Consider the following 25,716-nt stretch of genomic DNA (forward strand, 5'->3'; position numbering starts at 1 on the left):
AGTTAAAAATTAGATAAGGTGGAAAAGATGGCCACATACCATTATTCTCTGATATATCCGAAAGATTACTCACAAAGAAGTGTAGATAAATTAATGCGTAAATTATTAATTCCAAGAAAATGGCGTCATTTTTTGCGTACTGAAAATAAAATACTAGTTAATGGAAAATACTTACCCTTAAATTTTTTAGTAAAGGCTGGCGACAAAATAGATATTTATCTTGATCAAGTAGAGAGTGAGCAGCAAACCTATCCTGCAAGTGGTAAATTACCAGAAATAATTTATGAAGATTCCGATGTCTTAGTGATCAATAAACCAGCTGGTCAAAAAACGCATCCTAACTTAAATGAAACAAATACTGCTTTAAATGATTGTGCAACTTATCTTGGCTACAGTCCTTATATTGTACACCGACTTGATATGCTTACCAACGGTCTTTTATTAGTAGCTAAAAATCCAGCAGTTGTGCCAATTTTAAATAGGCAGTTAACCAATAAAACATTGCACCGTGAATACTTGGCTTGGGTAAATAAATCTAGTAAGTTAAAACAGAGTGGCACTATTTCTTTTCCAATTGGTCATGACCCAAGTGATCAAAGAAAAAGAATGGTACGTGAAGATGGGCAAAAAGCTCTTACTCAGTATAAAATTATTGAAGAACATGATGATAAAGTATTAGTAAAGCTAATTTTAGAGACTGGCCGCACTCATCAAATTAGGGTACATTTAGCTGCTCTAAATGCTCCAATTATCGGTGATCCGCTGTACAATTCTAATTACCACGACGGAGAAAAATTACAGTTAACTGCCTACCAACTTACTTTTATGAGGCCGTTTAAATTTGAAAGTAAAACTGTTAAATTAAGATAAAAATAAAAGAGATATGCAAAAATGCATATCTCTTTTTTCAAGTGCCCCAAACAGGAGTCGAACCTGCACTCACTTGCGTGAACAGCGACCTGAACGCTGCGCGTCTGCCAATTCCGCCATTGAGGCAACCTTTATAACATATCTATCATACCAAAAAGTTGATGAAGTTGGAAAGGTTAATAATAAAATATTAATACTAAAAAATCATAATTAGAATTTATATTACTTTTTAAGCCCATACTTCAATTACCCAAATACTTCGGCAGCCGCAACAACTTTGAGCAACTCTTCATTTACCTTATCACGTCCATATGCATCAAGAAAGCGATCGCGATATTTACTAGTCTTCAAATTAAACCCAAGCGTCCAAACACTCCAAAACAAATCGATATGGTGATCACCCACACCTGCACAATCAAGATCAATGAATCCTGAAAACTTCCAGTTATCTAGAATAATATTCGGTAAACAGTAATCTCCATGCAGTAAAACTTTGCTTTGCAAAGCATTTTTACCAGAAATTAAAACTTCATGAGCCTCTTCGGCTGAACGATAACCAAAACTATCCGGAAAACTCGACTTATCATAATTACCTGTCCGATAATTATTTTCCGCGTTTGCCAAATACTCTGTCGTTCGATCCATAATGAGACAATCACTATAGTCTATTTCGTGCAATTTTCTTAATTCGGTGGCAATCGTATCGCATAAGCGCTTTGGATTAGCTAAATATTCGCTATCTATACAATCATGTCCTACTACTGCCTTAGTTAACAGCCAATCATGATTATTTGAACTATAGTTCAATACTTCAGCGCCTAAATTCTTTGAGTAAAAATATTGTGTCATTTTAGCTTTTTTTTCAAGCATACCAGTTTTGGCGCATTTTAAATAATAACCGCCATCTTTATCAATAAAATATACGCGAGCTTCAGGAGATGATGAACTATCATAAATATCCGCATCAGCAATAAAATGTTGCAATTCTTGTGGCACTTGATTTGAAATTTTCTTAATTAAAGTCTTTTTCATTAAAATAATCCCATATAATGATGAAGCAAATAATCAGATGCTTTCTTCAGAGTTAAGTAATTAATATTATTAGAAAACAGCATAATCATTTCCTTAGTTTTGTAGTTAGCAACAAAACAAGCATTGTATCCAGGAATACTACCTTCTGCACGAATAACATCGTCCTTAAAATACACTCCACCAAAGTAAGCTACTTCTTGATGCTTAGCCTGCTGAGCATATTCATTAATCATCTTCGGATCTTTTAAAACGCTGTTATACACAAATTTCCAGTAATCATTAGGTGATATAAATAAATTTCCTGCTCCAAAATCAGATGATGTAGTCACAACTACTTTATGCCAGTCAACATTGCTACTCATTGGTTGAGGAATCTCATTTTGATTAACTTCAGAGTAATCCTTAATTTGACGCAGTTTTAATGGCTTAGCAAAATTCTTCTGAATATAGTCGTTATAGCTTAAATGACTTTCCTTACTGATAATTGCAGCTAATAACTCATAGTCTACATCTTGATAATCCCAAGTATGAAGATGATCATTTTGCATATACTTAAGCATATAGGCAATTTGTTCTTCTTGATTTTTAAGTGGTTCAGATGGACGAGCATTATTGATTAATCCACTTGTGTGATTCATTAATTCACGAATTGTAATATCTTGGCTACCTGAAACTTGTGGATAATATTTTGACAAAGGCGTATTCCAATTCAGCTGCCCTTTTTGCTGCAACTGATAAATTGCGGTTCCCGTTATAATCTTTTGAAGAGAAGCAGTTGGAAATAGCTGATCTGCATTCACTAGGTCATTTTTGTTAGACGTTTCATTATTTTTAATGACAATTGGCTTGCCGTCTTTACCGCTAACGAGCATCAAACCATTAATATGATTAGATTTCATATAAGACTTTAGCTGCTTTTGTGAATTTTTAAGTCCAGGATCAATCCTGCTTCCTGAAGGCACAATAAATAAAAACACTGAGAACATACAGATAGCTAAGAAAATATAGAGGATAATTTTTTTCAGACGCATAGTTATTCCTTCCAATTATTACCTAAGGCAACTACGTTTTTGCAGAATTTCCTTTTATTGCTTTTCTTTAATTGTATGCCTAAGATGTAAATGTACTCAAGCTAACACTGGAAAAAATAAAAAGTGTACTAATTCCAATTATTTATGGAAAAGTACACTTTTCACTGATAAATTCTACTTATTTCTTCTCAAGCACCGCCACTGCTTCAACGTGCGGAGTTTGAGGGAACATATCAACAGGATCAATTTCGTTAAAGTCATAACCCTGTTCACGGAACAATTGTAGATCTCTAATCATTGTAGCCGGATTGCATGAGATATAAACAATCTTCTTAGGATCAGTTTCAACGGCTGCATCAATAAATTCTGGTGTTAATCCCTTTCTTGGTGGATCAACAAAGATCACATCAGTCTTAAGTCCTTCCTTAGCCCAGCGTGGCATTACTTCTTCAGCTTTTCCGACAACATATTCAGCATTATGAATACCATTTAATTTTGCATTAGCGTTAGCATCGTCAACAGCTGGCTTAATAACTTCCATCCCTCGAACTGCCTTAACATGCTTAGCAACTGACAAGCCAATAGTTCCAATTCCAGAATAAGCATCGATCACTACATCATCAGGTTTGAGGTCTGCCTTTTGAATTGCCAAGTCATATAAGCGCGGAGTTTGCAGTGAATTAATTTGAAAGAAACTTTGTGGTGAAATCTTAAAACTAACATCCCCAATTTTGTCGGTAATCTGAGGCTCTCCCCACAGCAAGTAATCTTTCTTACCTAAAATCACGTTAGTCTTTTTAGGATTATGGTTCAACACTACGCTTGTAACACCTTTAATTTCACTGATTTCTTTAGTCACTTTTTGCAATTGTGGAAAATCCTTATGCAAGCAGACCAAAATCACCATAATCTCTCCACTTGCTTTTGAGCGCCGTACATCAAGGTAACGCACTTCACCTTTATTGTGAATTTCATCATAAGCTGGTATATAATTCGTTCTTAAAATATCACGAACTTTAATTAAAACTCGATCAATTTCTGGATCCGTGGTAAAGAAATTAGTTAACGGTACTAAATCATGTGAATGCTTTCTAAAGAAACCAATATCAAGCTTGCCATGAACTTCACGAACTGGCACTTGTGCCTTATTACGATAGCCTGTCTCTTCTGGACTAGGCAAAGTCTGACCAACCTTAATATTATCTAAGTCGGCCTTATGTAATAAGTTCACTACTTGATTACGTTTAAATTCAAGTTGCTTTTCATATTTAATATGAGCAAGTGAGGCTAAACCTGTTTGAACCCATTGACGAAGTTCAACGTTAATTCTATCTGGACTTTCCTTCTTAATTTTTTCAATTTTCGCAAAGGCAAAATTCTTCTTTACCTTTAAAATTTTAGCGGAAACTACTTCGCCTGGAAGAGCATTATTTACAAAGATAGTCATTCCGTCTAAGTGAGCAACGCCCATTGCTTCATAAGATAAATCCGTAATTTCTAAGTCGACAATTTGATTTTTTTGCATAATTTCAATTCCTTTTTAGATACTTGCTACTATTTTACTAAAAAATACTATTGCTTTTTAAAAGAATAGGCACTAAAGACACTTAAAATAAATCCTAAAATCAAGCTACAAATGATTAAACTCCAGGATCCTAAAACGAAGTCTCCCTTAAGCCACATATTGTTTAAAAGCATTCCCCAATCAAATGGCCACCATATACTCCAAGAAGTTCTACTTAAAAACATTGCCAAAATTGAACTTAAAAATCCAATTCCTAGGGCAAAATATAAGTTAGTAATACGGAAAAGCCATGAATAAAACGGAACTAGCCAAATGGAAGTTAAGAAAATTCCAATCCCTGAGCAAAGCATCCAAACAATTTCTTCACTACTTGAAAAAATGAATCGTACACAAATTACCAAAGCTAAGAAAATCACGCTCATTAAAGCTGCTTGTAAAATTCCATGAATAATTCGCCCAACTTCGTAAGTAAAAAGATCTTGCGGCGAAGTTAAAATTTCTTTGAATTTTGTAGCTTGGTTTTGATAATAAGTACTAATTCCGATTACGAGAGCAATTGACATATTTAACCAAAAATAACTCCATTGTCCCATCATTAATTGCACCGAATATTGATTATCCCAGAAAACAGCAGTCATCATCAAAATGGCAATTAATGGCAAAAGCCAAATAAGCAAACGAATAATAGTATGCTTGTTTTTTAAAAATTCAACTTTTAAAATATTAGTCATGCTTTACGCCTGCCTTCTCTAGAGTTGAAATAAATAAGTCCTCCAAATCTGTCTTTTGGTCATAATCTTCTTCTAGTAAAAGCTCCCCATTACCTAAGATAGCAATGCGATCAGCTACTTTTTGTATTTCAGAAAGCCTGTGACTAGCAATGATGATTGTTTTACCTTGCTTTTTTTCTAGCATTAATAATTCACGTAGTTCATGAATTCCAAACGTATCAAGACCATTTGTTGGTTCATCTAAAACTACTAAGTCTGGATTTCCCATAAAAGCGAGCGCAATACCAAGACGTTGGCGCATCCCTGTTGAGAATCCTTTAACCTTTTCTTGATTATGATCACCAAAGCCAAGCGTATTTAAAATCTGTTCTTGATCTTTGTTTTCAACATGATGAAGTTTTAATTTTAATTTGATATTATCTTCAACTGTTAAGTTATCAAATAAGCCCGGCTCTTCGATTAACGAACCAATTACTTTTAAATCTTCTCGCTTCCAGTTTTCGCCCTTAAAGTTAATCACTCCTTCGGTTGGTTTCTCAATTCCACTAATCATTTTCAAAAGAGTTGATTTACCAGCCCCATTCGGTCCCATGATGCAGTAAATTTTTCCTTCAGGAACATGAATATTGATTCGGCTCAAAACATGTTTATTTTTGAAGTTTTTCCCTAATTCTTTGGTGGTTAAAATATCAGTCATCTTAATCCCTCAATTTATATTTATACTTTTTCTCTACCTATCTATTTTACCGCTCGAAGTCCATAATTCGAAATTCTAATCATTTTTATTAATAAATTCATTGACATCTTTTTTTAAGCTTGTTATCATAACTGCAACAATTATCGTCATAGTAGTGCTTATGTTAAGCGTCAGAGAGTTGGTGGTAAGGTGCGAACCAGTCAGGCATAAGTTATGAATTACAGCGATCAATCTTTTATTTGGCCACAATCAGTGCCGTTATCACCTGATGAGAGTGCTGCAAATATGCAGTAAATAGGTGGTACCACGGTAATGCGTCCTGTTGATTAATTTCAACAGGACTTTTTTTATGGAGGATTTTTTTATGAAAAAGAAAGTTTCTTTCTCAGAAGCAATTATTATCTTACTGTTACTCCTAATTATTTTAGGTATTTCAGTAATTAAATTTGGCTTAATGCCAGAAGTTCCAGTTCTATTCACAGTCTGTTTATTAGTTTTCTGGCTCAGACTTAGAGGAAATGACTGGACTTCTATTCAAGACGGAATTAAAGAAGGGATTGGTGTTGCCATTATTCCTATCTTTATTTTTATTTTAATCGGGGCCTTAATCGGTTTATGGATCAAAGGCAGCATTATCCCTTCAATTATGGTGCTTGGCTTTCACTTAATTAGTGGACAATTCTTCGTTCCTTCCGTCTTCATTGTTTGCTCAATCGTGGGTCTAGCAATCGGAAGCGGCTTTACAACTATTTCAACAGTTGGAATTGCTCTTTTTGGAATTGGTGCCAGTATGAATGCCAATCCTGCACTTGTTGTTGGTGCAATTATTTCTGGAGCAGTCTTTGGCGATAAAATGTCACCTTTATCTGACTCTACTAACCTTTCTTCTGCTGTCGCAGAAAGTGAACTATTTGCCCATATTAAAAATATGATGTGGTCTACGATTCCAGCATTTGTAGTATCTTTAATTCTTTTTTGGATCTTAGGAAACAGTGGCTCAATTGATGCTTCCAAGATTAATCATACAGCTTCAGTTTTACAACATAATTTCATTATTACTTGGTGGGCAATTGTTCCAATTATTTTAATGTTAATTTGTGCATGGAGAAAGATTCCAGCTATTCCCACTTTGTTTTTAAATATCGCTGTCACTATCATTATGATTTTTATTCAAAATCCTCATCAAACCCTTACTGATTTAACTAATCTAATTATGAAAGGTTTCGTTGCCAAAACTAGTGATGCTTCCGTTAACGTCCTACTAACCCGTGGTGGTATTTCTAGCATGATGGATACTGTGGGCTTAATTATTGCTACTTTATCTCTCGGTGGTTTATTAATGAAGTTTAATATCGTTCAAACTGCCATGGAACCATTAGTTGAACACCTTAAAAAGCCTGGTCGTTTAGTAATTACTACTATTCTTTCCGGTATCTGCATTAACTTATTTGTCGGCGAACAATACTTATCCGTAATCTTGCCAGGTCGCGCCTTTAAACAAGCATACGACAGAATCGGTCTTGCCCCACTTGCCTTGAGCCGTGTGTTAGAAGATGGAGGTAGCGTAATTAACTACTTAATCCCTTGGGGCGTGGCTGGATCATTTGCTGCTTCTACTCTGGGGGTTCCAGTTTTAGCCTTTATCCCATTTACCTTCTTTAGTTTACTTTCTCCTGTTTTCTCAATTCTTTCTGGAGTAACAGGAATTGGATTAAAGTGGCAACCTAAGTCTAAAAAATAATTTTTACCATAAAATCCGTACTATATACACTTATATAGTTATAATAGTACGGATTTTCCCATTGACGAAACTTTTAATACATTGTAAATTATTAGTAATTAAAAACATATCAAGGGAGGAAGGAAAACAAATCATTTTCTAGTACTACAAATCGATTTCGGCTTAAAAGATGGGGCCGTTAGTATCATGCACGGAGTTGCCCACATGGTTGCCCCTCACATCGTTGTTTCAGATTTAACTCATGAGCTTCCACCTTATGATATTTGGTCTGCCTCTTATCGCCTTTACCAAACTATTAAGTATTGGCCAAAAGGTACAAGTTTTGTTTCAGTTGTTGACCCAGGTATTGGTTCAGAAATTTTATTAAAAATAGCTGGCATCAAATGGAAACAAGTATCGTTTATCGTTAAGTTCATTATTGTTTTTGCGATTATCAATATTATTGCAGTCTTCATCTTTCAGCCAACTTATGGTGAAACGTTGTATCACTCACGAACAGTCCTAATTAATGCAGGTTACTTCACTTTGACTGCTCAAGAATTGTTTTATTTATTTAACGTTAGTCTGAAATACATCTGTTCTATTCCCCTAGTGCTGCTCTTTTTATTAACGACTAATCCTAGTCAATTCGCAGCTAGTTTAAATAAAATTGGCGTCAGCTATAAGGTCTCTTATGCCGTTTCTTTAGCCTTGCGCTATATCCCTAACATTCAAGAAAGTTATTGGTCAATTTCTGCTGCCCAGCAAGCGCGTGGTAATGAATTATCTAAAAAAGCATCCCTGGGCAAAAGAATTCATGGAACACTAAACATCGTTACTCCACTTATCTTTTCAAGTCTTGACCGAATTGACACAATTAGTACTGCTATGCAACTTAGACGTTTTGGCTCAAAGAAAAAACGTACCTGGTATGTTGCAGAAAGTTTTAGCTTAGCAGACTATTTAGTCACGAGCTTAGCCTTTATTCTAGTTTTAGTCGTTATTTTGCTCTTTAAAGTTAATTCTGGACGCTTCTATAATCCCTTTGTATAAAAGTTTCTTTTATATTTAATATACGTTAAAATATACTAATAAAAAGAAAGAAGGAGAGCTTATGAATAACTTTTCACAAGAACCAGAACGTCGTACAATTGTTGATGTAACTGGATTAAATAGATTCTTAAGCAGAATGTACGGTATGATGACAATTGCCGTTTTAGTGTCTGCTTTGAGTGCTTACTTAACAATGACCGTCTTTAGAACTCAAATTTTAACTTTATTTTCTAGTAACCCAGCAATGACTTGGATTTTATTGTTAGTTCCACTTGCACTAACTTTTGGGATTAGCTTTAGAGCAACAAGAAATCCGGTAGCTAGCTTTGTTATGTTAATGATCATGGCAATTGTTTACGGAGTCGAGTTTTCACTAATTGCTGGTGCTTACACTGGTCGTAGTATTGCTTCTGCATTCGTTGCTTCTTCAACTGTCTTCATTACTATGGCAGTTATCGGTACAACAACTAAGAAGAACTTGAATAATCTTGGCTCTTACGCTTCAGCAGCTTTAATTGGATTAATTGTTGCAATGCTAATCAACATGTTCTTAAGAAATCCAATGGTTTCTTACATCTTTTCATTCATTGCAGTTATCATCTTCACTATCTTAACTGCTTGGGATGCACAAAGAATGAAGCAAATCTACGAAAACTATAATGGTCAAGTTTCTGTTGACGGCCTAGCAGTTGCTGGTGCTTTAGCTCTTTATTTAGATTTCGTTAACTTATTCTTACAATTCTTACAAATCTTTGGACTTAGCGATAGAAATTAATATTCTACATAAAAAGCTACTAAATCTTGGTATTCAAGCCTTGATTTAGTAGCTTTTTTGCTTAGTATTATTTATTATTCAATTTTTCCAATAATCTCATTCTCATAAGTTTTATCGTGAACAGACTCAATATTTTCATCAAAATTAAATTCGGCCGTATGCTTATTTTTAAGCTTAACTTTATGAGTAGCCCCCATCTTGAACCATTCATATTCTGAATCAATATGTCCCAAATCTATTAACTGATTCTTTAAATCTTGGAGATCATCTACAATTAGCTTAGCTGTTGGCCCGAGCATCAACAAAATCAATCTATCTTCTGCATTTTCCCGAATCATTTGTTCTATTTCGCTAATCTTTTGGTACGCATTCTTTGATGGAGCAATAATTCTTTTAATTGATTTAGTATTAGCAAATAGATCGTTTCCTAATCCTGAACGTGTAAAATTTCCTTCAACAATTAAGATATCTTTATCTTTCCAAATTTGTTTGAGTTTATCAAACCAGTGTGCACTTTTAGATTTATCAATTCGATCAATGTATGGTCTTGAAATAAAAGTATTACTATAAATATTTTCTGTTTTTTCTATTTCTTTTAGAAGATGCTGATTGTTAAAAAAGAAATTAGTTTCGTAAAAATCTTTTGTGTATTGACCATAATTCTTTAAACTTTCAAATACATCTGGAAGAGCTACATCGTATTTATTATTACCTCCAGCAAAAAGTATCTGTTTTAATTGTCTCGACAAATTTTCATCATATGCTTGATAGGTAATCCCCTTTCCATTAATCAAGCTCAGTTCTCCATCACCAAAGCGAATAATGGACTTTTTCTTATTAATAAGTCGATCAAGCGCTTCATCCATCCCTCTGACATGAATATTAAAAAGCTGAGGAACGAATTGTTGAGTGATACTCTTTCCTACTTTCTGAATTCTATTAGCCATCTCATTAATTTGATCGTCTTCAAATACTTGATAGTGCTCATAATCTAACTTTTTAGATTGTGATGAAAGATAAAATAGGAACTTTGCGATGTACAATCCGATCGAGCACCATTTTATTTTTATTACCATAATTAATATCAAGATAAACTGTACACTTATTAATAAGTTCAATTTGTTTTTTTGCAGTAACACTTGGATATATAGTTACATTGTCATATTGAGATAAATGACTTAATAAAAAGGCAACTGGAGTAAACGCAGCAATACTAAAGTGAATATTAGGCAATTTTTTTACTAGCTCTTCTAAATTATGAACTTCAGCGACATTCGTAAATGTATAGGCCTCTCCATCAAAAGCCCTATCATGCTCGTTATTTAGTTCAAAGTTTCTGAAAATAATTTTTGTCCACTCTAGATTGTGATAATCCCACCATTTTTCTCTTAATTCAGTTGTATTAGTAATGTTAAATGGCTTATCTCGCTCAGTAAAATGAATAATAGCAGGTTCTTTTATATGATCAAAAAATGAATAAAAACTATCTTTATCATTCCAGTAACTTTTGCGTTCATAACCAATTTGATAATTATATTTTGGATTTAGCTTTCCATAGTTCTGCGCAAAACCTTCATTCATCATAACCTGAGTATTACTTAGATTATATCTCTTCCCTAAATCTAACAATTGATTTCCAATATTGTTGTTATACCAAAATCTATTATTAATTAATAAGACTCCTGAATTAAATTGACCAGGATTAAAATAGTCGACTACAGTATAGAGAGGCCTATCTTCAATATTAGTTTCAAAAAGTTGATCTAAATTTTTGTCTACAATTACATCACTATCTAGGTAAAGCACTTTCTCTTCTTTAATTAATTCTGGAATCAAAAATTTACCATACACCATCTTAGAAATTCGATTTTCAGGATTTGGCATATCCTTAAAACGGCTAAGATCAATTTTTAAATCGATAACTTCTGAGTTCAACTCTTTTAAATATCGGTTAATATTCATAAACCACTCATGAGGAATATCTGGATTAATAATATAGGTTTTGATATCTTGATTACGCGCATAGATAGACTTTAAAGTTGTCTCTGCTTTATCAATCCAGCCGTAATCTACACTTAATGCAATTATCTTCATTTATTCAACTTCTCCAATAATCTCATCCTCATAAGTTTGATCATGGACCGACCCAATATTTTCATCAAAATTAAATTCTGCAGTATGCTTATTTTCAAGCTTAACTTTATGAGTAGCTCCCATCTTGAACCATTCGTATTCTGAATCAATATGACCTAAATCAATGATTTGATTCTCTAAATCTTGCAAATCATCTACAATTACTTTAGCTGTTGGCCCGAGCATCAACAAAATCAATCTATCTTCTGCATTTTCTCGAATCATTTGTTCTATTTCGCTAATCTTTTGGTACGCATTCTTTGATGGAGCAATAATTCTTTTAATTGATTTAGTATTAGCGAATAAATCATTTCCCACTCCCGAACGCGTTAGTGCTCCCTCTACGATTAGCAGATTACGACCACTCCAAAGTTGTTTTAATTTATCAAAGTATGCTGCACTTTTACTTTTATCAAACAAATCAATGTATGGTCTTGAAATAAAAGTTGAACCATACCAATTACCAGTCTGTCCAATTTTATTTAAGAAACTTTCATTATTTGGAAAGAAAGATGTCTTATAAAAGTATCGAGTAAAATCTTGATAACGTTCTAGTTTGGTAAATACATCTGGTAGACAAACCAAGGTATTATTAAATTGCCCCCGCAAAATAATATCTTTTAGTCGATTAGCAAGTTCTGAATCATAAGTTTGATAGGGAATTGAACCTCCTCTAATTAAATCAAATTCACCATCTCCAAAGCGAATCACAGATTTATTGTCTCGCAAAATCAAGTCTAATGATTCGTCCATATCTTTTACTCTAATATTATATTTTGGAGCATTAGTTTTGACCGTCTCTTTAATCGCTTCTGCCATTTCATCAATTTGATTATCACGAAAGACATGATAATTATCATAATCCAAATTTTGAGACTGAGTTTGATCGAAGGAAAAGATTGGAATATTTTTCTTCATAATTCTTTCAATTATTTCATCAGCTTTAGGACCATAATTAATATCTAAATAAATATCTGCTTCATTTATTTCTTTATCCAAAGTTTTTCCTACAATAGTTGGGAAAAGTCTCACATTATCATATTGTGTTAATTTCAATAAAAGAAAAGCCATGGGGGTATAGGCTGCTATGTTAAATCTTATATTTGGTAATTTTTTTATCAACTGTTCAATATTCTGTACCTCCGCCATACGAGTAAGCAAAAATGCCTCTCCATCAAAAGATGGATCTTTAATTTTACTCTTATTAAAACTACTATATTTAGAAATAATTTCTGACCATTCTAGTCTTCTATAATGCCACCATTTGTTTCGTAGACTAACTGTTGATACTAAGTTAAATGGTTTGTCTTCAGTAATAAAGTGGATTATTTTTGGTTTTTTAACTTTATCAAGAAATTGTGTAGTTTTTTGCAAATTTCCCCAAAAAGCTGCTTTTTCAAAACCAATTTGGTAATTATAAGATAGATCTAATTCTTCAATTTTATCTTTAAATACTTCATTGATAACAGTTTGATCACCATTTCGAAGATTAGTATCTTTTGCTTTCTCTAAAAGTCTAGAAACTATGTTACTTTTCTTCCACTTTTTATTATTAATCAATAACACTCCCGAATTAAATTCTGCAGGAACTTGATAGTCACGCACACCACAAACCCATTTATTTTCTAAATCAATATTAAATAATTCGTCTAAATTGGCATTCACAACTATATCACAATCTAAATATAGTACTTTATCTTCTTTAATTAATTCAGGAATTAGTATTCTCGCAAAGGCAATATTTTTAATTCCTTTAAAAGAAGAATTAACGTCATTTAAATATGCCTGATCAATTTTTTTATCTACAATTTGTGACCCTATTTGACTGAGATATTGATTCAAATTAATGAACCATTCGTGTGGAATATCAGGATTGATAACATAGATTTTTACTTTTTGATTATGATAAATAATTGATTTAATTGTTGTTTCAATTTTATCTAAGAATCCATAATCACCATTTAATACTATCGTTTTCAAACTTATCACTCATTTCTATTAATATTTAAACATCTAACTTTCACGAATCGCCTAATATATTATCTACTAAAAGTATATTATATAACACTTATATTCTATTTATCTATAAGTCTCTAATTCACTTAAAAGCTGTTTTTAGATTGTAGATAAACAAATTAAATGTACTACGCTATAGTTAAGTGCAAAATCAAAGATAACACTATATAAAAGAAAAGGAATCAAATAGATAACTTATCCCTACTTGATTCCTCATTAAGAGCTTTTATTTCTTATTTATTTTCATAATTATTTCTTTTTCGCTGATTGTAAAATTAAATTGAACACTTGATAAAAAATAAAAAGTCCATTCGGACCTGTTTGATAGAATGTTAATAACCACAAAAACTTTCTATTGGAGGTCAAAATGGACTCTTTACATTCTACCATGAATCAGCACATTAAAGGCAAGCATTTATCATTCGAGGAAAGAGTTATTATTCAATTGCGTTTGAAAGATGGCTATTCTTTGCGTGCCATCGCCCGTGAATTAAACTGTTCTCCTTCTACTATCAGCTATGAGGTTAAGCGTGGTACTGTAGAACTGTATCATGGCAAAGTCAAAAGATATAAGGCTACTCAAGGGCATGATGCATATCAAGCTCATCGTAAAAATTGTGGGCGCAAATCAGACTTTCTCAGGAAAACTCAATTCATGCGCTATGTCCACAAGCATTTTTTAAAGATGGCTGGTCGCTTGATGTGTGCAGTAATCGTGCTACTGCTGTTGGCGCATTTAGCAGCAGAGATGTTGTCTGTACTAAGACTCTTTACAATTATGTCGACCAAGGTCTATTAGATATACATAATTACGACTTGCCAGAGAAGCTTAAACGCAATACTAAGCTTCATCGTATTCGCAAAAATAAGAAAAAACTTGGCAGAAGCATTGAAGAACGTCCTAAAGAGATCAATAAACGTAATGAATTCGGTCATTGGGAATGCGATTTAGTTCTCGGACATAAGAGCAAAGATGATGAGGTACTGCTAACCTTATCTGAGCGTATGAGTCGTGAGTTTTTAATTCTTCGTATTCCTGACAAGACTTCTGTCAGTGTCATGCAGGCCTTTAAAGAACTCCAAAGGCAATACAGCGAACATTGGAATGATATTTTTAAAACCATTACCACTGATAATGGCTCAGAGTTTGCAGATCTTTCCAACCTAGAAAAAGTATCCAATACACTGGTTTACTATGCCCATCCTTACACTTCTTGTGATAAGGGAACAGTTGAAAGACACAATGGTCTTATTCGCAGATTCATTCCTAAGGGAGAAGCAATAGCTAACTATTCTTTACAAGACATCATTAATATTGAAACCTGGTGCAATTCTTTGCCAAGAAAGATACTGGCCTATCATACACCAGATGAAATCTTTGAAAGAGAATTAGATCTAATCTATCAAGCAGCTTAACTAAAAGTGTTCAATTTATTATTGCAATTTGCGTAATTATTTCTTTTTGGTACTGAGGATTATCTTCTTCATTCAGATTTTTATCTACAGATTCTGCCATATGTTTATTTTTACCAATCGATACTACATATTTAGCATTCATTTTCAACCATTCATATTCTGTATCAATATGCCCAATGTCAAGTATCTGATTATCTAAATCTTGTAAATCATTAACAATTACTTTGGCAGTAGGTCCTAACATTAGTAATATCAACTTATTCTGAGCATTATTTCTAATCGCTTCTTCAATTTCATGTACTTCATCGTAAGCATCTTCAGCAGGACAAATTATACGCTGAATTGATCTTACATTTTCAAAAAGATCATTGCCTACTCCTGAACGAGTATATTCCCCTTCCACAATCAAAATATCCTTATTCTGCCAAATTTTCCTAAGTTTATGGAAATAATGTTGACTTTTACTCTTATCCTTGAAACTCATATACATTCTAGACATAAATGTCGAGCCATATGAATACTTCGTCTTTTCAATTTCTTTAAAAAAGTCACTAAATCTCGGTAACACCCCTACAGCATAATAACCACGCATTTCATTATATCTGTCTAAATTAGTAAAGATATCCGGTAAACAAGTTAATACCCTTGGATTATGGTTATTTAGAATACTATCTTTTAATATCTTCGCTAACTCTGGATTAAAATGTTGATAAATAATGTCTTCACGATATATCAAGTCTAGTTCACCATCTCCAATTCGCACCACAGATTTCTTATTTTCAATTATTTCATCTAAAGTTTCATCAATTGATTTAACTGAAATATCAAAAATATCATCAAAAGACTTCTTAGAACTATTAGCTGGTAATTCATTAACTTGTTTTATCATCTCATCCATACTGTCAGCTACGTAACAATTATTACTCTGTTCATGATATTGAGTATCCCTGAAAGCAAAAGTAGGAATATCCAGCAATTTCAATGCAGTTTCGAAATGGACATCCTTATCGCCATAGCCAATATCAAAACAAAGATCTGTTTTTTCGATAATTGACTTTAATTGGTAATTTAAAATTTGAGGATAAAGGGTTGCATTTCCATTTTGCGTTAAAATGTCTAAACCTGTATATAATGCCCGTCCCGAAACAATATTAAAATGAATATTTGGGAAGCGCCTGATTAGTTCTTGTGCGCCATGATTTTCTGCGTAATTCAAAAAAATAATAGCTTCTTTATCAAATTTATTTTCAAGTCTGTTAGAAGTTAGATGATTGATTACTTCTGACCATTCACTACTATGATAATTCCACCACTTTTTACTTAAGTTTTTAGGTGAACTTTCTCTAATTAGCCTACTATCACTAGCATATTGAATAATTGCAGGCCTCTCAACAGTGTCTTCATAATACAGATATGAATTTGTTAATTCAAAATTAGGATCTCCAAATCCAATTTGATAATTGTAAATTTCAGGCAACTTTCCAATATTGGTACCAAACCCATCATTAATCATAGCTTGCTCATGAACTAGACCATAATTTTTGCTTAGTTCTAAAAATTGATTACCAATATTGTTATTGCGCCAGTAGATATTATTTATAAACATAACACCCATATTAAACTTATCGGGATGTACAAAATCAATTATTGCATACAAAGGCTTATCTTCTACATCAATTGCAAATAGATCATCTAAATTTTGATCAATAATTGTATTGTTACCTAAGTAAAGCACTTTATCTTCATCTACTAGCTCGGGAATTAAAAATTTGCCATACTCTATTTTTGACCTAGTAGTATCTTTTAATTCTGGTAAGTCATTAAAACGATTTAAGTCTATTTTTTTATCAACTACCTCTGAGGTGATGTTTTCCAGAAAGTGGTTAATATTTACAAACCATTCATGTGATATATCCGAATTAATAATATAAGTTTTAATACCTTCATTATTAATATAAATGGATTTCAAAATTGTTTCTACTTGAGCAATTTTATCGTAATTAGCACATAAAACAAGTGTTTTCATTATTTCTCTCTTCACTTCTCGATTATTAAACTTTAGTTTTGACTACTATTGAGTTGATGTTATTTTAATAAAAAATTTATCCCATATCAATAGAATTATATAATCTATCCCCTTGAAAAATTAAAGCGTCTATTTCACCTATCTTTTCTACCGTATAAAAGCAAAAACACTGATATATCAACGTTTATTTAACGATGATTATCAGTGTTTTCTTCATTTTAAATACCTATTTTTTATTATTTTTTCTGGATCTTAACCCTAATAATGCTCCCAAGCTAGCTGCAATTATTCCTAACAAACCGGAATTATTTTTAGTACCCGTTTGTGGAAGCTTCTGGTTACGAGGCCGCTTTGCCATTCTATTAGTCTTATTTACTTTAATTATTCCAATTGATTCCGAATTTCTTCTATTTGAAGATAGACGCTTTTCACTAGCAATAGGTGTAACTGGGGTTGCTTGTCCTGTTTCACTGCTTAATGAATTTGCAGGAATTTCAGAAGGTATCAAACTTTGAGAAGCTGAAACATTCGAGGTACTTAGGCTTTCATTAACACTTGTTGAACCCATAGATTTAGAAGTAGAGAAACTAGTGGATTCAGAGACTCTCTCGCTCTTGTTTACTGAGTTGCTTATGCTTTCACTCATACTTACTGAGTTACTTAGGCTTTCACTCATTGACACTGAGTTACTTAAGCTGTCGCTCATTGATACTGAGTTGCTTAAGCTGTCGCTCATGCTTACTGAGTTACTTAGGCTTTCACTCATTGACACTGAGTTACTTAAGCTATTACTCATTGATACCGAGTTACTCAAACTTTCACTCATGCTTACTGAGTTGCTTAGGCTCTCGCTCATTGATACCGAGTTGCTTAAGCTGTCGCTCATGCTTACTGAGTTACTCAAGCTTTCGCTCATTGATACTGAGTTACTCAAGCTTTCACTCATGCTTACTGAGTTGCTTAGGCTCTCGCTCATTGATACCGAGTTACTCAAACTTTCGCTCATGCTTACTGAGTTGCTTAGGCTCTCGCTCATTGATACCGAGTTGCTTAAACTTTCACTCATACTTACTGAATTACTTAAGCTGTCGCTCATGCTTACTGAGTTACTCAAGCTTTCACTCATTGACACTGAGTTACTTAAGCTGTCACTCATGCTTACTGAGTTGCTCAAGCTCTCGCTCATACTTACTGAGTTGCTTAGGCTTTCGCTCATGCTTACTGAGTTGCTTAAACTTTCACTCATTGATACCGAGTTGCTTAAGCTTTCGCTCATACTTACTGAGTTACTTAAGCTGTCGCTCATCGATACTGAGTTGCTTAGGCTCTCGCTCATGCTTACTGAGTTACTCAAGCTTTCACTCATGCTTACTGAGTTGCTTAGGCTCTCGCTCATTGATACCGAGTTGCTTAAACTTTCACTCATACTTACTGAATTACTTAAGCTGTCGCTCATGCTTACTGAGTTACTCAAGCTTTCGCCCATACTTACTGAGTTACTTAAGCTGTCACTCATTGATACCGAGTTACTTAAGCTTTCACTCATTGATACCGAGTTACTCAAGCTTTCACTCATACTTACTGAGTTACTTAAACTTTCACTCATACTTACTGAATTACTCAAGCTCTCGCTCATGCTTACTGAGTTACTCAAGCTTTCACTCATACTTACTGAGTTGCTTAAGCTGTCACTCATACTTACTGAGTTGCTTAAACTTTCGCTCATACTTACTGAGTTACTTAAGCTCTCGCTCATGCTTACTGAGTTACTCAAGCTTTCACTCATACTTACTGAGTTACTTAGACTTTCGCTCATTGATACTGAATTACTTAAGCTATCACTCATACTTACTGAGTTGCTTAAGCTCTCGCTCATCGATACCGAGTTACTCAAGCTTTCACTCATTGATACTGAGTTGCTCAAACTCTCACTCATCGACACTGAGTTGCTTAAGCTCTCGCTCATACTTACTGAGTTAGATAAGCTATTACTCATTGATACTGAGTTACTCAAACTTTCACTCATACTTACTGAGTTACTTAAGCTATCGCTCATTGATACCGAGTTACTTAAGCTTTCACTCATGCTTACTGAGTTACTTAAACTTTCACTCATTGATACCGAGTTGCTCAAACTTTCGCTCATGCTTACTGAGTTGCTTAAGCTTTCGCTCATGCTTACTGAGTTGCTTAAACTTTCGCTCATGCTTACTGAGTTGCTCAAGCTGTCACTCATTGATACCGAGTTACTTAGACTTTCACTCATTGATACTGAATTACTTAAGCTTTCACTCATGCTTACTGAGTTACTCAAGCTTTCACTCATACTTACTGAGTTACTTAAGCTTTCACTCATTGATACTGAGTTACTCAAGCTTTCACTCATACTTACGGAGTTGCTTAAGCTTTCACTCATACTTACTGAGTTACTCAAACTTTCGCTCATGCTTACTGAGTTGCTTAAACTTTCACTCATTGATACTGAGTTGCTCAAACTCTCACTCATCGACACTGAGTTGCTTAAGCTCTCGCTCATACTTACTGAGTTACTTAGGCTGTCACTCATACTTACTGAGTTACTCAAACTCTCACTCATACTTACTGAGTTGCTTAAGCTCTCGCTCATACTTACTGAGTTACTTAGGCTGTCACTCATACTTACTGAGTTGCTTAAGCTTTCACTCATGCTTACTGAGTTACTTAAGCTTTCACTCATACTTACTGAGTTGCTTAAGCTCTCGCTCATGCTTACTGAGTTACTCAAGCTTTCGCTCATGCTTACTGAGTTACTTAAGCTTTCACTCACGCTTACTGAGTTAGATAAGCTCTCACTCATACTTACTGAGTTAGATAAGCTCTCGCTCATGCTTACTGAGTTACTTAAGCTCTCGCTCATACTTACTGAGTTACTCAAGCTCTCGCTCATACTTACTGAGTTACTCAAGCTCTCACTCATGCTTACTGAGTTACTTAAGCTTTCGCTCATTGATACTGAGTTACTCAAGCTTTCACTCATACTTACTGAGTTGCTTAAGCTTTCACTCATACTTACTGAGTTACTCAAACTTTCGCTCATGCTTACTGAGTTGCTTAAACTTTCACTCATTGATACTGAGTTGCTCAAACTCTCACTCATCGACACTGAGTTGCTTAAGCTCTCGCTCATCGATACTGAGTTAGATAAGCTATTACTCATTGATACTGAGTTACTCAAGCTTTCACTCATACTTACTGAGTTACTTAAGCTCTCACTCATGCTTACTGAGTTACTTAAACTTTCACTCTGACTTACTGAGTTACTCAAGCTTTCACTCATACTTACTGAGTTACTCAAGCTCTCACTCATCGATACCGAGTTACTCAAGCTCTCGCTCATTGATACCGAGTTGCTTAAGCTCTCACTCATGCTTACTGACTTACTTAAGCTTTCACTCTGACTTACTGAGTTACTCAAAATCTCACTTTGTGATACGGAGTTACTTAGACTTTCACTTAAAGATCTTGAACCGTTTCGTGACAAGGATTGACTAGTACTTCTAGAAATACTTTCTACAAATGATGTTGAAACACTTTCTGATGTACTTATAGAGTACGATATACTTTCCGAATGTTTTGATCCACTCATATATTCAACTTGAGTAGTTCCATTCTTATTAATATTATTCATTACACTAGCAACTGATGCTTTACCGTTATTTTGTTCACCAATTGTAGTTCCGACGCTATAGGTAGTCCCATTTACACTACTTTGATTATTTGTAAAATAATTTGATTCTCTAGTTATACCATCGTTAGTTACTATGACATTAGTGTTAGTGGCATTTACAACAGCATTACTATCTGTAGCATACGTAGTACCACTGCTTGTATTTAAAACTACATAATCTGGATCATCAATGTTAACTACATTTTCTGATCCTCCAAAGTAAATATTTTGATTACCAGAAAATTTAGTGGCTGTTCCAGAATTAAAGGTAACTATATTATTTGAACTTCCACTAGCAAAATAAATATTTGCTCCGCTAGTACTCAAGTTAATGTATGAATTTTCACCAGCAATAAACCTACCGTTGCTATTAGTTAAGGCAATATTCCCAACATTATTCCAGATCTGACCACCAGAATAGCCACTATAAGTATTATTGATTTCTAAAGTAGCATTTTTACCAACTTCTACAGCATGTTCTCCATTATTTGCTAACATTGCAACATCATATGGTGACATACTATTATTAATAATCAAACTTGCATCGTCATCAACGATTAAATCATTTCCAGCATAAATTAAAGTACCATATCCAAGGAAATTAGCTGAGCTTGTGTAATAAGTATTGCCATTATATTGGTACGAACTTACACCATCAATGGTAGTATGTCCTTGAACTTCAAAAGTTTTTAAATAGCCACTTGAAGCAAAAGTATCAGCCATAACTGCTGCACCGCCGGTAGCATGCACATTATCATATATTAAGGTCTCTGCTCCTGAACCAGTAAGAGCAAAACCACCTCGCTCATTAGCTGTATAAAGATTAAGAGATTTAACAATCGTCGTCGTTTTACTTGAAGTAGAGTTATCAAGCCAGTTATTAAGCCAAATACAATTGTCTCCTAAGTTAAGATCGTGACCTTTACCCTCAATAGTAAGATTACGTGGTGGAATTTGAAGATCTCCCATTCCAGATTGACCTAAATCAATATTATCGGTCAATCGAATAAGACTAATATTTGAATTGTTAAGTGCAGTTTGAAATTCAGTTCCATTACTTACTTCAGCCGTGTTTTCATTAACTCCAGTATTCGCTTGGTCTACACTAGCAAAAACATTATTCAAATTTAATTTATTGATTGACTGGCTTTTGCTATCAGTCGTATTTTTATTAAAAACAACTGGTATTTGAGGGACCATTTCAATAATTTGTCCATTACTTAGGCTGAGACTATTTACATTATTAATACTATTTTGTTTTTCCAAAATAGTATTAGAGGACACTCTAGTATAGTTTGTTTTTCCTAAATTAGTATTATTATTGTCATGTGAAATACTAGAAACTGTTTCATTTGTTTTTTCATGATTTGATAAACTTTTACTATCTCTAAGATGTGACTGAGATACTTTTCTTTTTTCCGAACCCAAAGATGCTTTTTTTACGTGAGAACTATTTAATGAGTGAAGTTCAGATGTACTCTGAGAATAACTCAGTGATTGTTTTAAAGATGTAGATGTACTTTGAGAACGACTTAATGATTCTTTCAAAGAAGAAGAAGTGCTTTGAGATATCAATAAACTTCTCGAATTAAAATTAGATATACTTTGTGCTTCGGAATTACTAATACTTACTTCTTTTCCCTTTGACTTACTGTTTATTTTATTATTTGCATCTATTTGAGTACTAGTAGACACAGAGCCAACGATTTGTGATTTAGGATCAACAGAATTTTTTGCAGCATATACTCGATCATTTAGAAAAATAGCTGGTCCACCAATACCAGTTCCTAAAATTGCTGCTAATCCAGCCAGTTCTTTAAAATAAGCGTTTGGATCATCTCCATTTTTTAGTTCATTAGGATCTATATACTTATTTCCTTGTTTCCGATTCTTTCTTAAATTTTCTTTTCTCATACTTATTCCCTAATTTGCATATTAAATTACACCAAATATTAATATTAATAATTCATTACATACACAAGTTATTTTTATTTGATATAATAAATCTCTTTTAAATACTAGTTTTATCGTTTATTAAAATGAATTTATATAATCATCAATACGTTTTTACATAACTAATGTAATACATGTAACATAACAAATCAACGATAATGTAATTTTTACTAAGTTTAAACTAAAAATAATATATGTATCTAGAAAAATTTAAAATAAAAAACACTGATAATCATCGTCATGATCCGTACCGTGTCAAGTAGACAGTTAAAATATATAAAATGATTGATGAACCAACCTGTTTATGCAGGCTGGTTTTTCTTTGCTTCTATTTCTTCCCAATAATCTTTGTAACGCTTATCCTGTTTGATTTTATATTCTCTGGCTTTACTTGGATTACGTTTTGCTTCTGCTCGTACTTCTCCTGCGGTTTTACCTTCAAACCGTTCTTGTGGATCGTAATTTATGTAATAATCAATAGTCTTATTAAAAGCGTGCACCATTTCTTCGTAACTATTTATTTCTGGATATAAGACCAATCTCATTTCTTTGATTATTCCTTGCCACCCCTCCATAGGACCATTATCAATACAGCGACCAACCCTAGACATTGATTGTGACATGCCATGTTCTTTCAATTCGTTTGTAAATGGAACACGGGTAAACTGAAATCCACGATCACTGTGAAGCATTGCATGACTATCAGGTTCTTTTTTCCAAGCAGCTATTAGGGCCGCATTAACTAATGCAGTATCATTACGCTGGCTTAAAGCATAACCAACCGGATATCTATCATAAAGATCAAAAATAGTGCAAAGATAGATCTTTTTACCTGTGCCAGGGATCTTTTCTTCAGTAATGTCAGTACACCATTTTTCATTAGGCTTAGAAGCATTAAAATTACGATTTAACACATTAGCAGACGTTTCCTCAGGTCCAGATGCTTTGTAGCGATACTTCTTATTAAATCTAGCTTTGCTTGTGTAGATATAGTTAACGCACATTAAGCGTGCAACAGTTCGCCGATAGATTTTAGGTTCGCCTTCTTCAAGTTCATTGTTTAAGGCTAATGTCATCTTAGGTGAACCAAAAAGACTATTATTGCTCTTAGCGATTGCTTTAATACGCTCAAGAATCTTTTGATCTCTTAATTCACGTTTGCTCGGCGTATGCTTCAACCACTTGTAATAAGCCGATCGAGCAATATTAATTTGTTTGCACATCCAATCAATAGGCCAGTTGTATTCTTGATGGCACTGCTTGATTAATTCATAAAGAATTTGTTTTTGACTGTGTCTAAGAGCTATTTGCCTTTGCTTTGGTTGTCCAATAACCACATCCTCTCTAAATCCTTCACTTTTTTTAAGAAAGCTATTTCTCTATCTTTGATTTGGTTTTGCATCTTAAGGCGTTCAACTTCACGCTTAAGCCTTTCTGTTTCAGTTAGGTCCGACTCTTTTAGACGATGGCCTCGTTTGTCTTTAAGTCCTTTTGATCCTTTAGTTTGATACTTCTTGCACCAGTTATATACCTGAGCATAACTACAGTCATACTTAATTGCCGTCTCTTTATAATTCCAATTATGTTTCTTGCAGTATTTAACAATACTTTGTCGTTCTTCTAGGGTTGTCTTTCTTCTACTAGTCATATAAGCCTCCGGGGTAGGATCGTAATCCTGCAATTCTTGATGACTATTATACTTGATAACCCATTGTCTTAGTTGATGAGGACTTCTTAGACCAAACTTATTTGCCAGATTTAAATAGGAACCTTCACCTGCTAAATAAGCAGCTACACACTTAAGCTTAAATTCTTTTGAATACCTTTTATTACGATTATGAGGTTTTAATGCGTCCTCACCATCCACTTGGTATGCTTTTACCCACATACGTATCGTGCTATCTGGAACGTCTAAAGCATTTGCAATAGATGGATAGTTTTCTTCACCGTTTAAATATTGCTTAACTGCTTTAAGCTTCACCTCAAAGCTAAATCTACTTTTTCTAGACATATAAAAAGTCCTACTTTCATAGATAGTACTTTATATATTTGTACTGTCTACTAAAGTAGGACTATATCATCACGATAAGATGATATATCAGTATTTTTCTTTCTAAAAAAATTTTTTAAGTCAAATTAAGTTTTAATTTTTCAGATTGGTGTACTTTATTATCTATTAATTTTATAAAAAGCTTTCATAAATTCTTTTAAATCACAAACTTTTTAAGAGCTTTTGCAATGCCATTATGATTATTATCATCGGTTACGAAATCAGCCTTTTCCTTAATATCTTCAATTGCATTTCCCATCGCAATTTTCTTAAAGCTTGGATTTTCAAACATAGAAACATCATTACCTTGATCGCCAAAGACCATGACTTCTTCTGGACTAATCTTTAAACGTTGAGCTAGATCCATTAAAGCATTTCCTTTTGAAGCCCCAATCCCATTTAGCTCAATACAGTTATCTAAACTACGAACTATATCGTAGGATTCAAAGGCCCAGTATGGAATAGAATTCCATAGTTTTTCAATTTGATCACTATCTTTAGCACAAGTAAATCCAACCTTGTTAAAGGTAAAATCTTGTGGGATTTCTTTACGTTCACGAACTCTAATTTCATTATTAGTTAAAGCGGCATTAATTTGCATTTGTACTGAAAGATCACGATCTAAAGTCCAAAAACGTTCAGTTGTTTCAAAGTGTAAATTCACGTGAGCAAGTCTCTGCAAGCGAAGCATTACTTCAAAATCACGATAGTTCATCTCTTGACTCATCAGAACTTTTCCGGACAAGTCCTGTACAACTGCGCCGTTAAAGACAACTGCATATTCTTCTGGCCCCTCAAGTCCTAATTGAGTTTCAAAAGGCATTACTCCAGAGAGAGGGCGACCAGAAGCAAGCACCACTTTAATTCCCATCCCATGTGCCACTTGTAAAGTTCTCAGAGTTTCAGGTGAAATCGTATTTCCACTAGTTAGTAAAGTTCCATCTAAATCTACCGCAATTAGTTTTACTGCCATAAATTACCC

General features: G+C 33.7%; 16 protein-coding genes, 1 tRNA gene and 3 pseudogenes. 6 read left to right on the plus strand and 14 right to left on the minus strand.

Annotation, left to right across the window (positions count from 1 at the left end):
* Positions 1–27 precede the first annotated feature (27 nt).
* Positions 28–870: an RluA family pseudouridine synthase gene (locus tag H1A07_RS07215; protein ID WP_210144821.1), complete on the plus strand. Its 843-nt coding sequence runs from the start codon at positions 28–30 to the stop codon at positions 868–870.
* Positions 871–912: 42 nt separating this feature from the next.
* Here H1A07_RS07215 and H1A07_RS07220 read toward each other — a convergent pair.
* From H1A07_RS07220 to H1A07_RS07245, 6 genes are all read right to left on the minus strand, one after another.
* Positions 913–996: transfer RNA gene (locus H1A07_RS07220), tRNA-Leu, on the minus strand.
* A 120-nt stretch (positions 997–1,116) separates the two neighbouring features.
* Positions 1,117–1,902 carry an aminoglycoside 3'-phosphotransferase gene (locus H1A07_RS07225; protein WP_210144822.1) on the minus strand — a complete coding sequence of 262 codons (786 nt, stop codon included), beginning with the start codon at positions 1,900–1,902 and terminating at the stop codon, positions 1,117–1,119.
* Positions 1,902–2,933 carry a serine hydrolase domain-containing protein gene (locus tag H1A07_RS07230; protein WP_210144823.1) on the minus strand — a complete coding sequence of 344 codons (1,032 nt, stop codon included), beginning with the start codon at positions 2,931–2,933 and terminating at the stop codon, positions 1,902–1,904. Before H1A07_RS07230 ends, H1A07_RS07225 begins: the two co-directional genes overlap by 1 nt.
* A gap of 178 nt (positions 2,934–3,111) precedes the next feature.
* Positions 3,112–4,458 carry a 23S rRNA (uracil(1939)-C(5))-methyltransferase RlmD gene (rlmD, locus tag H1A07_RS07235; protein WP_210144824.1) on the minus strand — a complete coding sequence of 449 codons (1,347 nt, stop codon included), beginning with the start codon at positions 4,456–4,458 and terminating at the stop codon, positions 3,112–3,114.
* Between the two features lie 47 nt (positions 4,459–4,505).
* Positions 4,506–5,189, minus strand: a complete 684-nt coding sequence (locus tag H1A07_RS07240) for a lantibiotic immunity ABC transporter MutE/EpiE family permease subunit (protein WP_210144825.1) — start codon at positions 5,187–5,189, stop codon at positions 4,506–4,508.
* On the minus strand, positions 5,182–5,886 hold the full coding sequence (locus tag H1A07_RS07245) for an ABC transporter ATP-binding protein (protein WP_094498761.1): 705 nt from the start codon (positions 5,884–5,886) through the stop codon (positions 5,182–5,184). The genes H1A07_RS07240 and H1A07_RS07245 overlap by 8 nt, the downstream gene beginning before the upstream one ends.
* Positions 5,887–6,250: 364 nt before the next feature.
* On the opposite strand from H1A07_RS07245, the gene nhaC reads away from it, so the two are divergent.
* The 3 genes from nhaC (at position 6,251) to H1A07_RS07260 (ending at position 9,434) form a co-directional block, all read left to right on the plus strand.
* A complete protein-coding gene (gene nhaC, locus H1A07_RS07250; RefSeq protein ID WP_210144826.1) occupies positions 6,251–7,627 on the plus strand; it encodes a Na+/H+ antiporter NhaC in 1,377 nt (458 codons plus the stop codon).
* Positions 7,628–7,777: 150 nt separating this feature from the next.
* On the plus strand, positions 7,778–8,659 hold the full coding sequence (locus H1A07_RS07255) for an SAM-dependent chlorinase/fluorinase (RefSeq protein ID WP_275952026.1): 882 nt from the start codon (positions 7,778–7,780) through the stop codon (positions 8,657–8,659).
* Positions 8,660–8,720: 61 nt separating this feature from the next.
* The gene (locus H1A07_RS07260; RefSeq protein ID WP_210144827.1) at positions 8,721–9,434 is read left to right on the plus strand and encodes a Bax inhibitor-1/YccA family protein; all 714 of its coding nucleotides are present in this window, start codon (positions 8,721–8,723) and stop codon (positions 9,432–9,434) included.
* A 74-nt stretch (positions 9,435–9,508) separates the two neighbouring features.
* Here the strand turns inward: H1A07_RS07260 and H1A07_RS10605 are convergent.
* Together H1A07_RS10605 and H1A07_RS07270 are read right to left on the minus strand one after the other, a co-directional pair.
* A pseudogene (locus H1A07_RS10605) lies at positions 9,509–11,528 on the minus strand (SP_1767 family glycosyltransferase).
* Complete coding sequence (locus tag H1A07_RS07270; protein ID WP_210144828.1) at positions 11,529–13,547, minus strand: SP_1767 family glycosyltransferase; 2,019 nt, start codon at positions 13,545–13,547, stop codon at positions 11,529–11,531.
* Positions 13,548–13,950: 403 nt separating this feature from the next.
* Here H1A07_RS07270 and H1A07_RS07275 point away from each other — a divergent pair.
* Positions 13,951–14,999 (plus strand): annotated as a pseudogene (locus tag H1A07_RS07275) (IS30 family transposase).
* A gap of 10 nt (positions 15,000–15,009) precedes the next feature.
* On the opposite strand, the gene H1A07_RS07280 reads toward H1A07_RS07275, so the two are convergent.
* Positions 15,010–17,025 carry an SP_1767 family glycosyltransferase gene (locus H1A07_RS07280; RefSeq protein ID WP_210144829.1) on the minus strand — a complete coding sequence of 672 codons (2,016 nt, stop codon included), beginning with the start codon at positions 17,023–17,025 and terminating at the stop codon, positions 15,010–15,012.
* Between the two features lie 226 nt (positions 17,026–17,251).
* Positions 17,252–17,593 carry an LPXTG cell wall anchor domain-containing protein gene (locus H1A07_RS10275; RefSeq protein WP_244974109.1) on the minus strand — a complete coding sequence of 114 codons (342 nt, stop codon included), beginning with the start codon at positions 17,591–17,593 and terminating at the stop codon, positions 17,252–17,254.
* A 22-nt stretch (positions 17,594–17,615) separates the two neighbouring features.
* On the opposite strand from H1A07_RS10275, the gene H1A07_RS10280 reads away from it, so the two are divergent.
* Entirely contained in the window at positions 17,616–20,312 is a 2,697-nt protein-coding gene (locus H1A07_RS10280; RefSeq protein WP_244974110.1) for an NEL-type E3 ubiquitin ligase domain-containing protein, read from the plus strand.
* A gap of 1,208 nt (positions 20,313–21,520) precedes the next feature.
* On the opposite strand, the pseudogene H1A07_RS10580 reads toward H1A07_RS10280, so the two are convergent.
* The 4 genes and pseudogenes from H1A07_RS10580 to H1A07_RS07300 form a co-directional block, all read right to left on the minus strand.
* A pseudogene (locus H1A07_RS10580) lies at positions 21,521–22,645 on the minus strand (pectate lyase-like adhesive domain-containing protein); the annotation flags it as partial.
* Between the two features lie 341 nt (positions 22,646–22,986).
* The gene (locus tag H1A07_RS07290) at positions 22,987–24,021 is read right to left on the minus strand and encodes an IS3 family transposase (protein ID WP_210144421.1); all 1,035 of its coding nucleotides are present in this window, start codon (positions 24,019–24,021) and stop codon (positions 22,987–22,989) included.
* Positions 23,988–24,695, minus strand: coding sequence for a helix-turn-helix domain-containing protein (locus H1A07_RS07295; protein WP_057718875.1), 708 nt, complete (start codon positions 24,693–24,695; stop codon positions 23,988–23,990). Before H1A07_RS07295 ends, H1A07_RS07290 begins: the two co-directional genes overlap by 34 nt.
* Before the next feature lie 196 nt (positions 24,696–24,891).
* A complete protein-coding gene (locus H1A07_RS07300; RefSeq protein WP_210144830.1) occupies positions 24,892–25,707 on the minus strand; it encodes a Cof-type HAD-IIB family hydrolase in 816 nt (271 codons plus the stop codon).
* Positions 25,708–25,716: the final 9 nt, after the last annotated feature.

The sequence above is a fragment of the Lactobacillus taiwanensis genome (genome assembly GCF_017894345.1).
Taxonomy (GTDB): Bacteria; Bacillota; Bacilli; order Lactobacillales; family Lactobacillaceae; genus Lactobacillus; species Lactobacillus taiwanensis.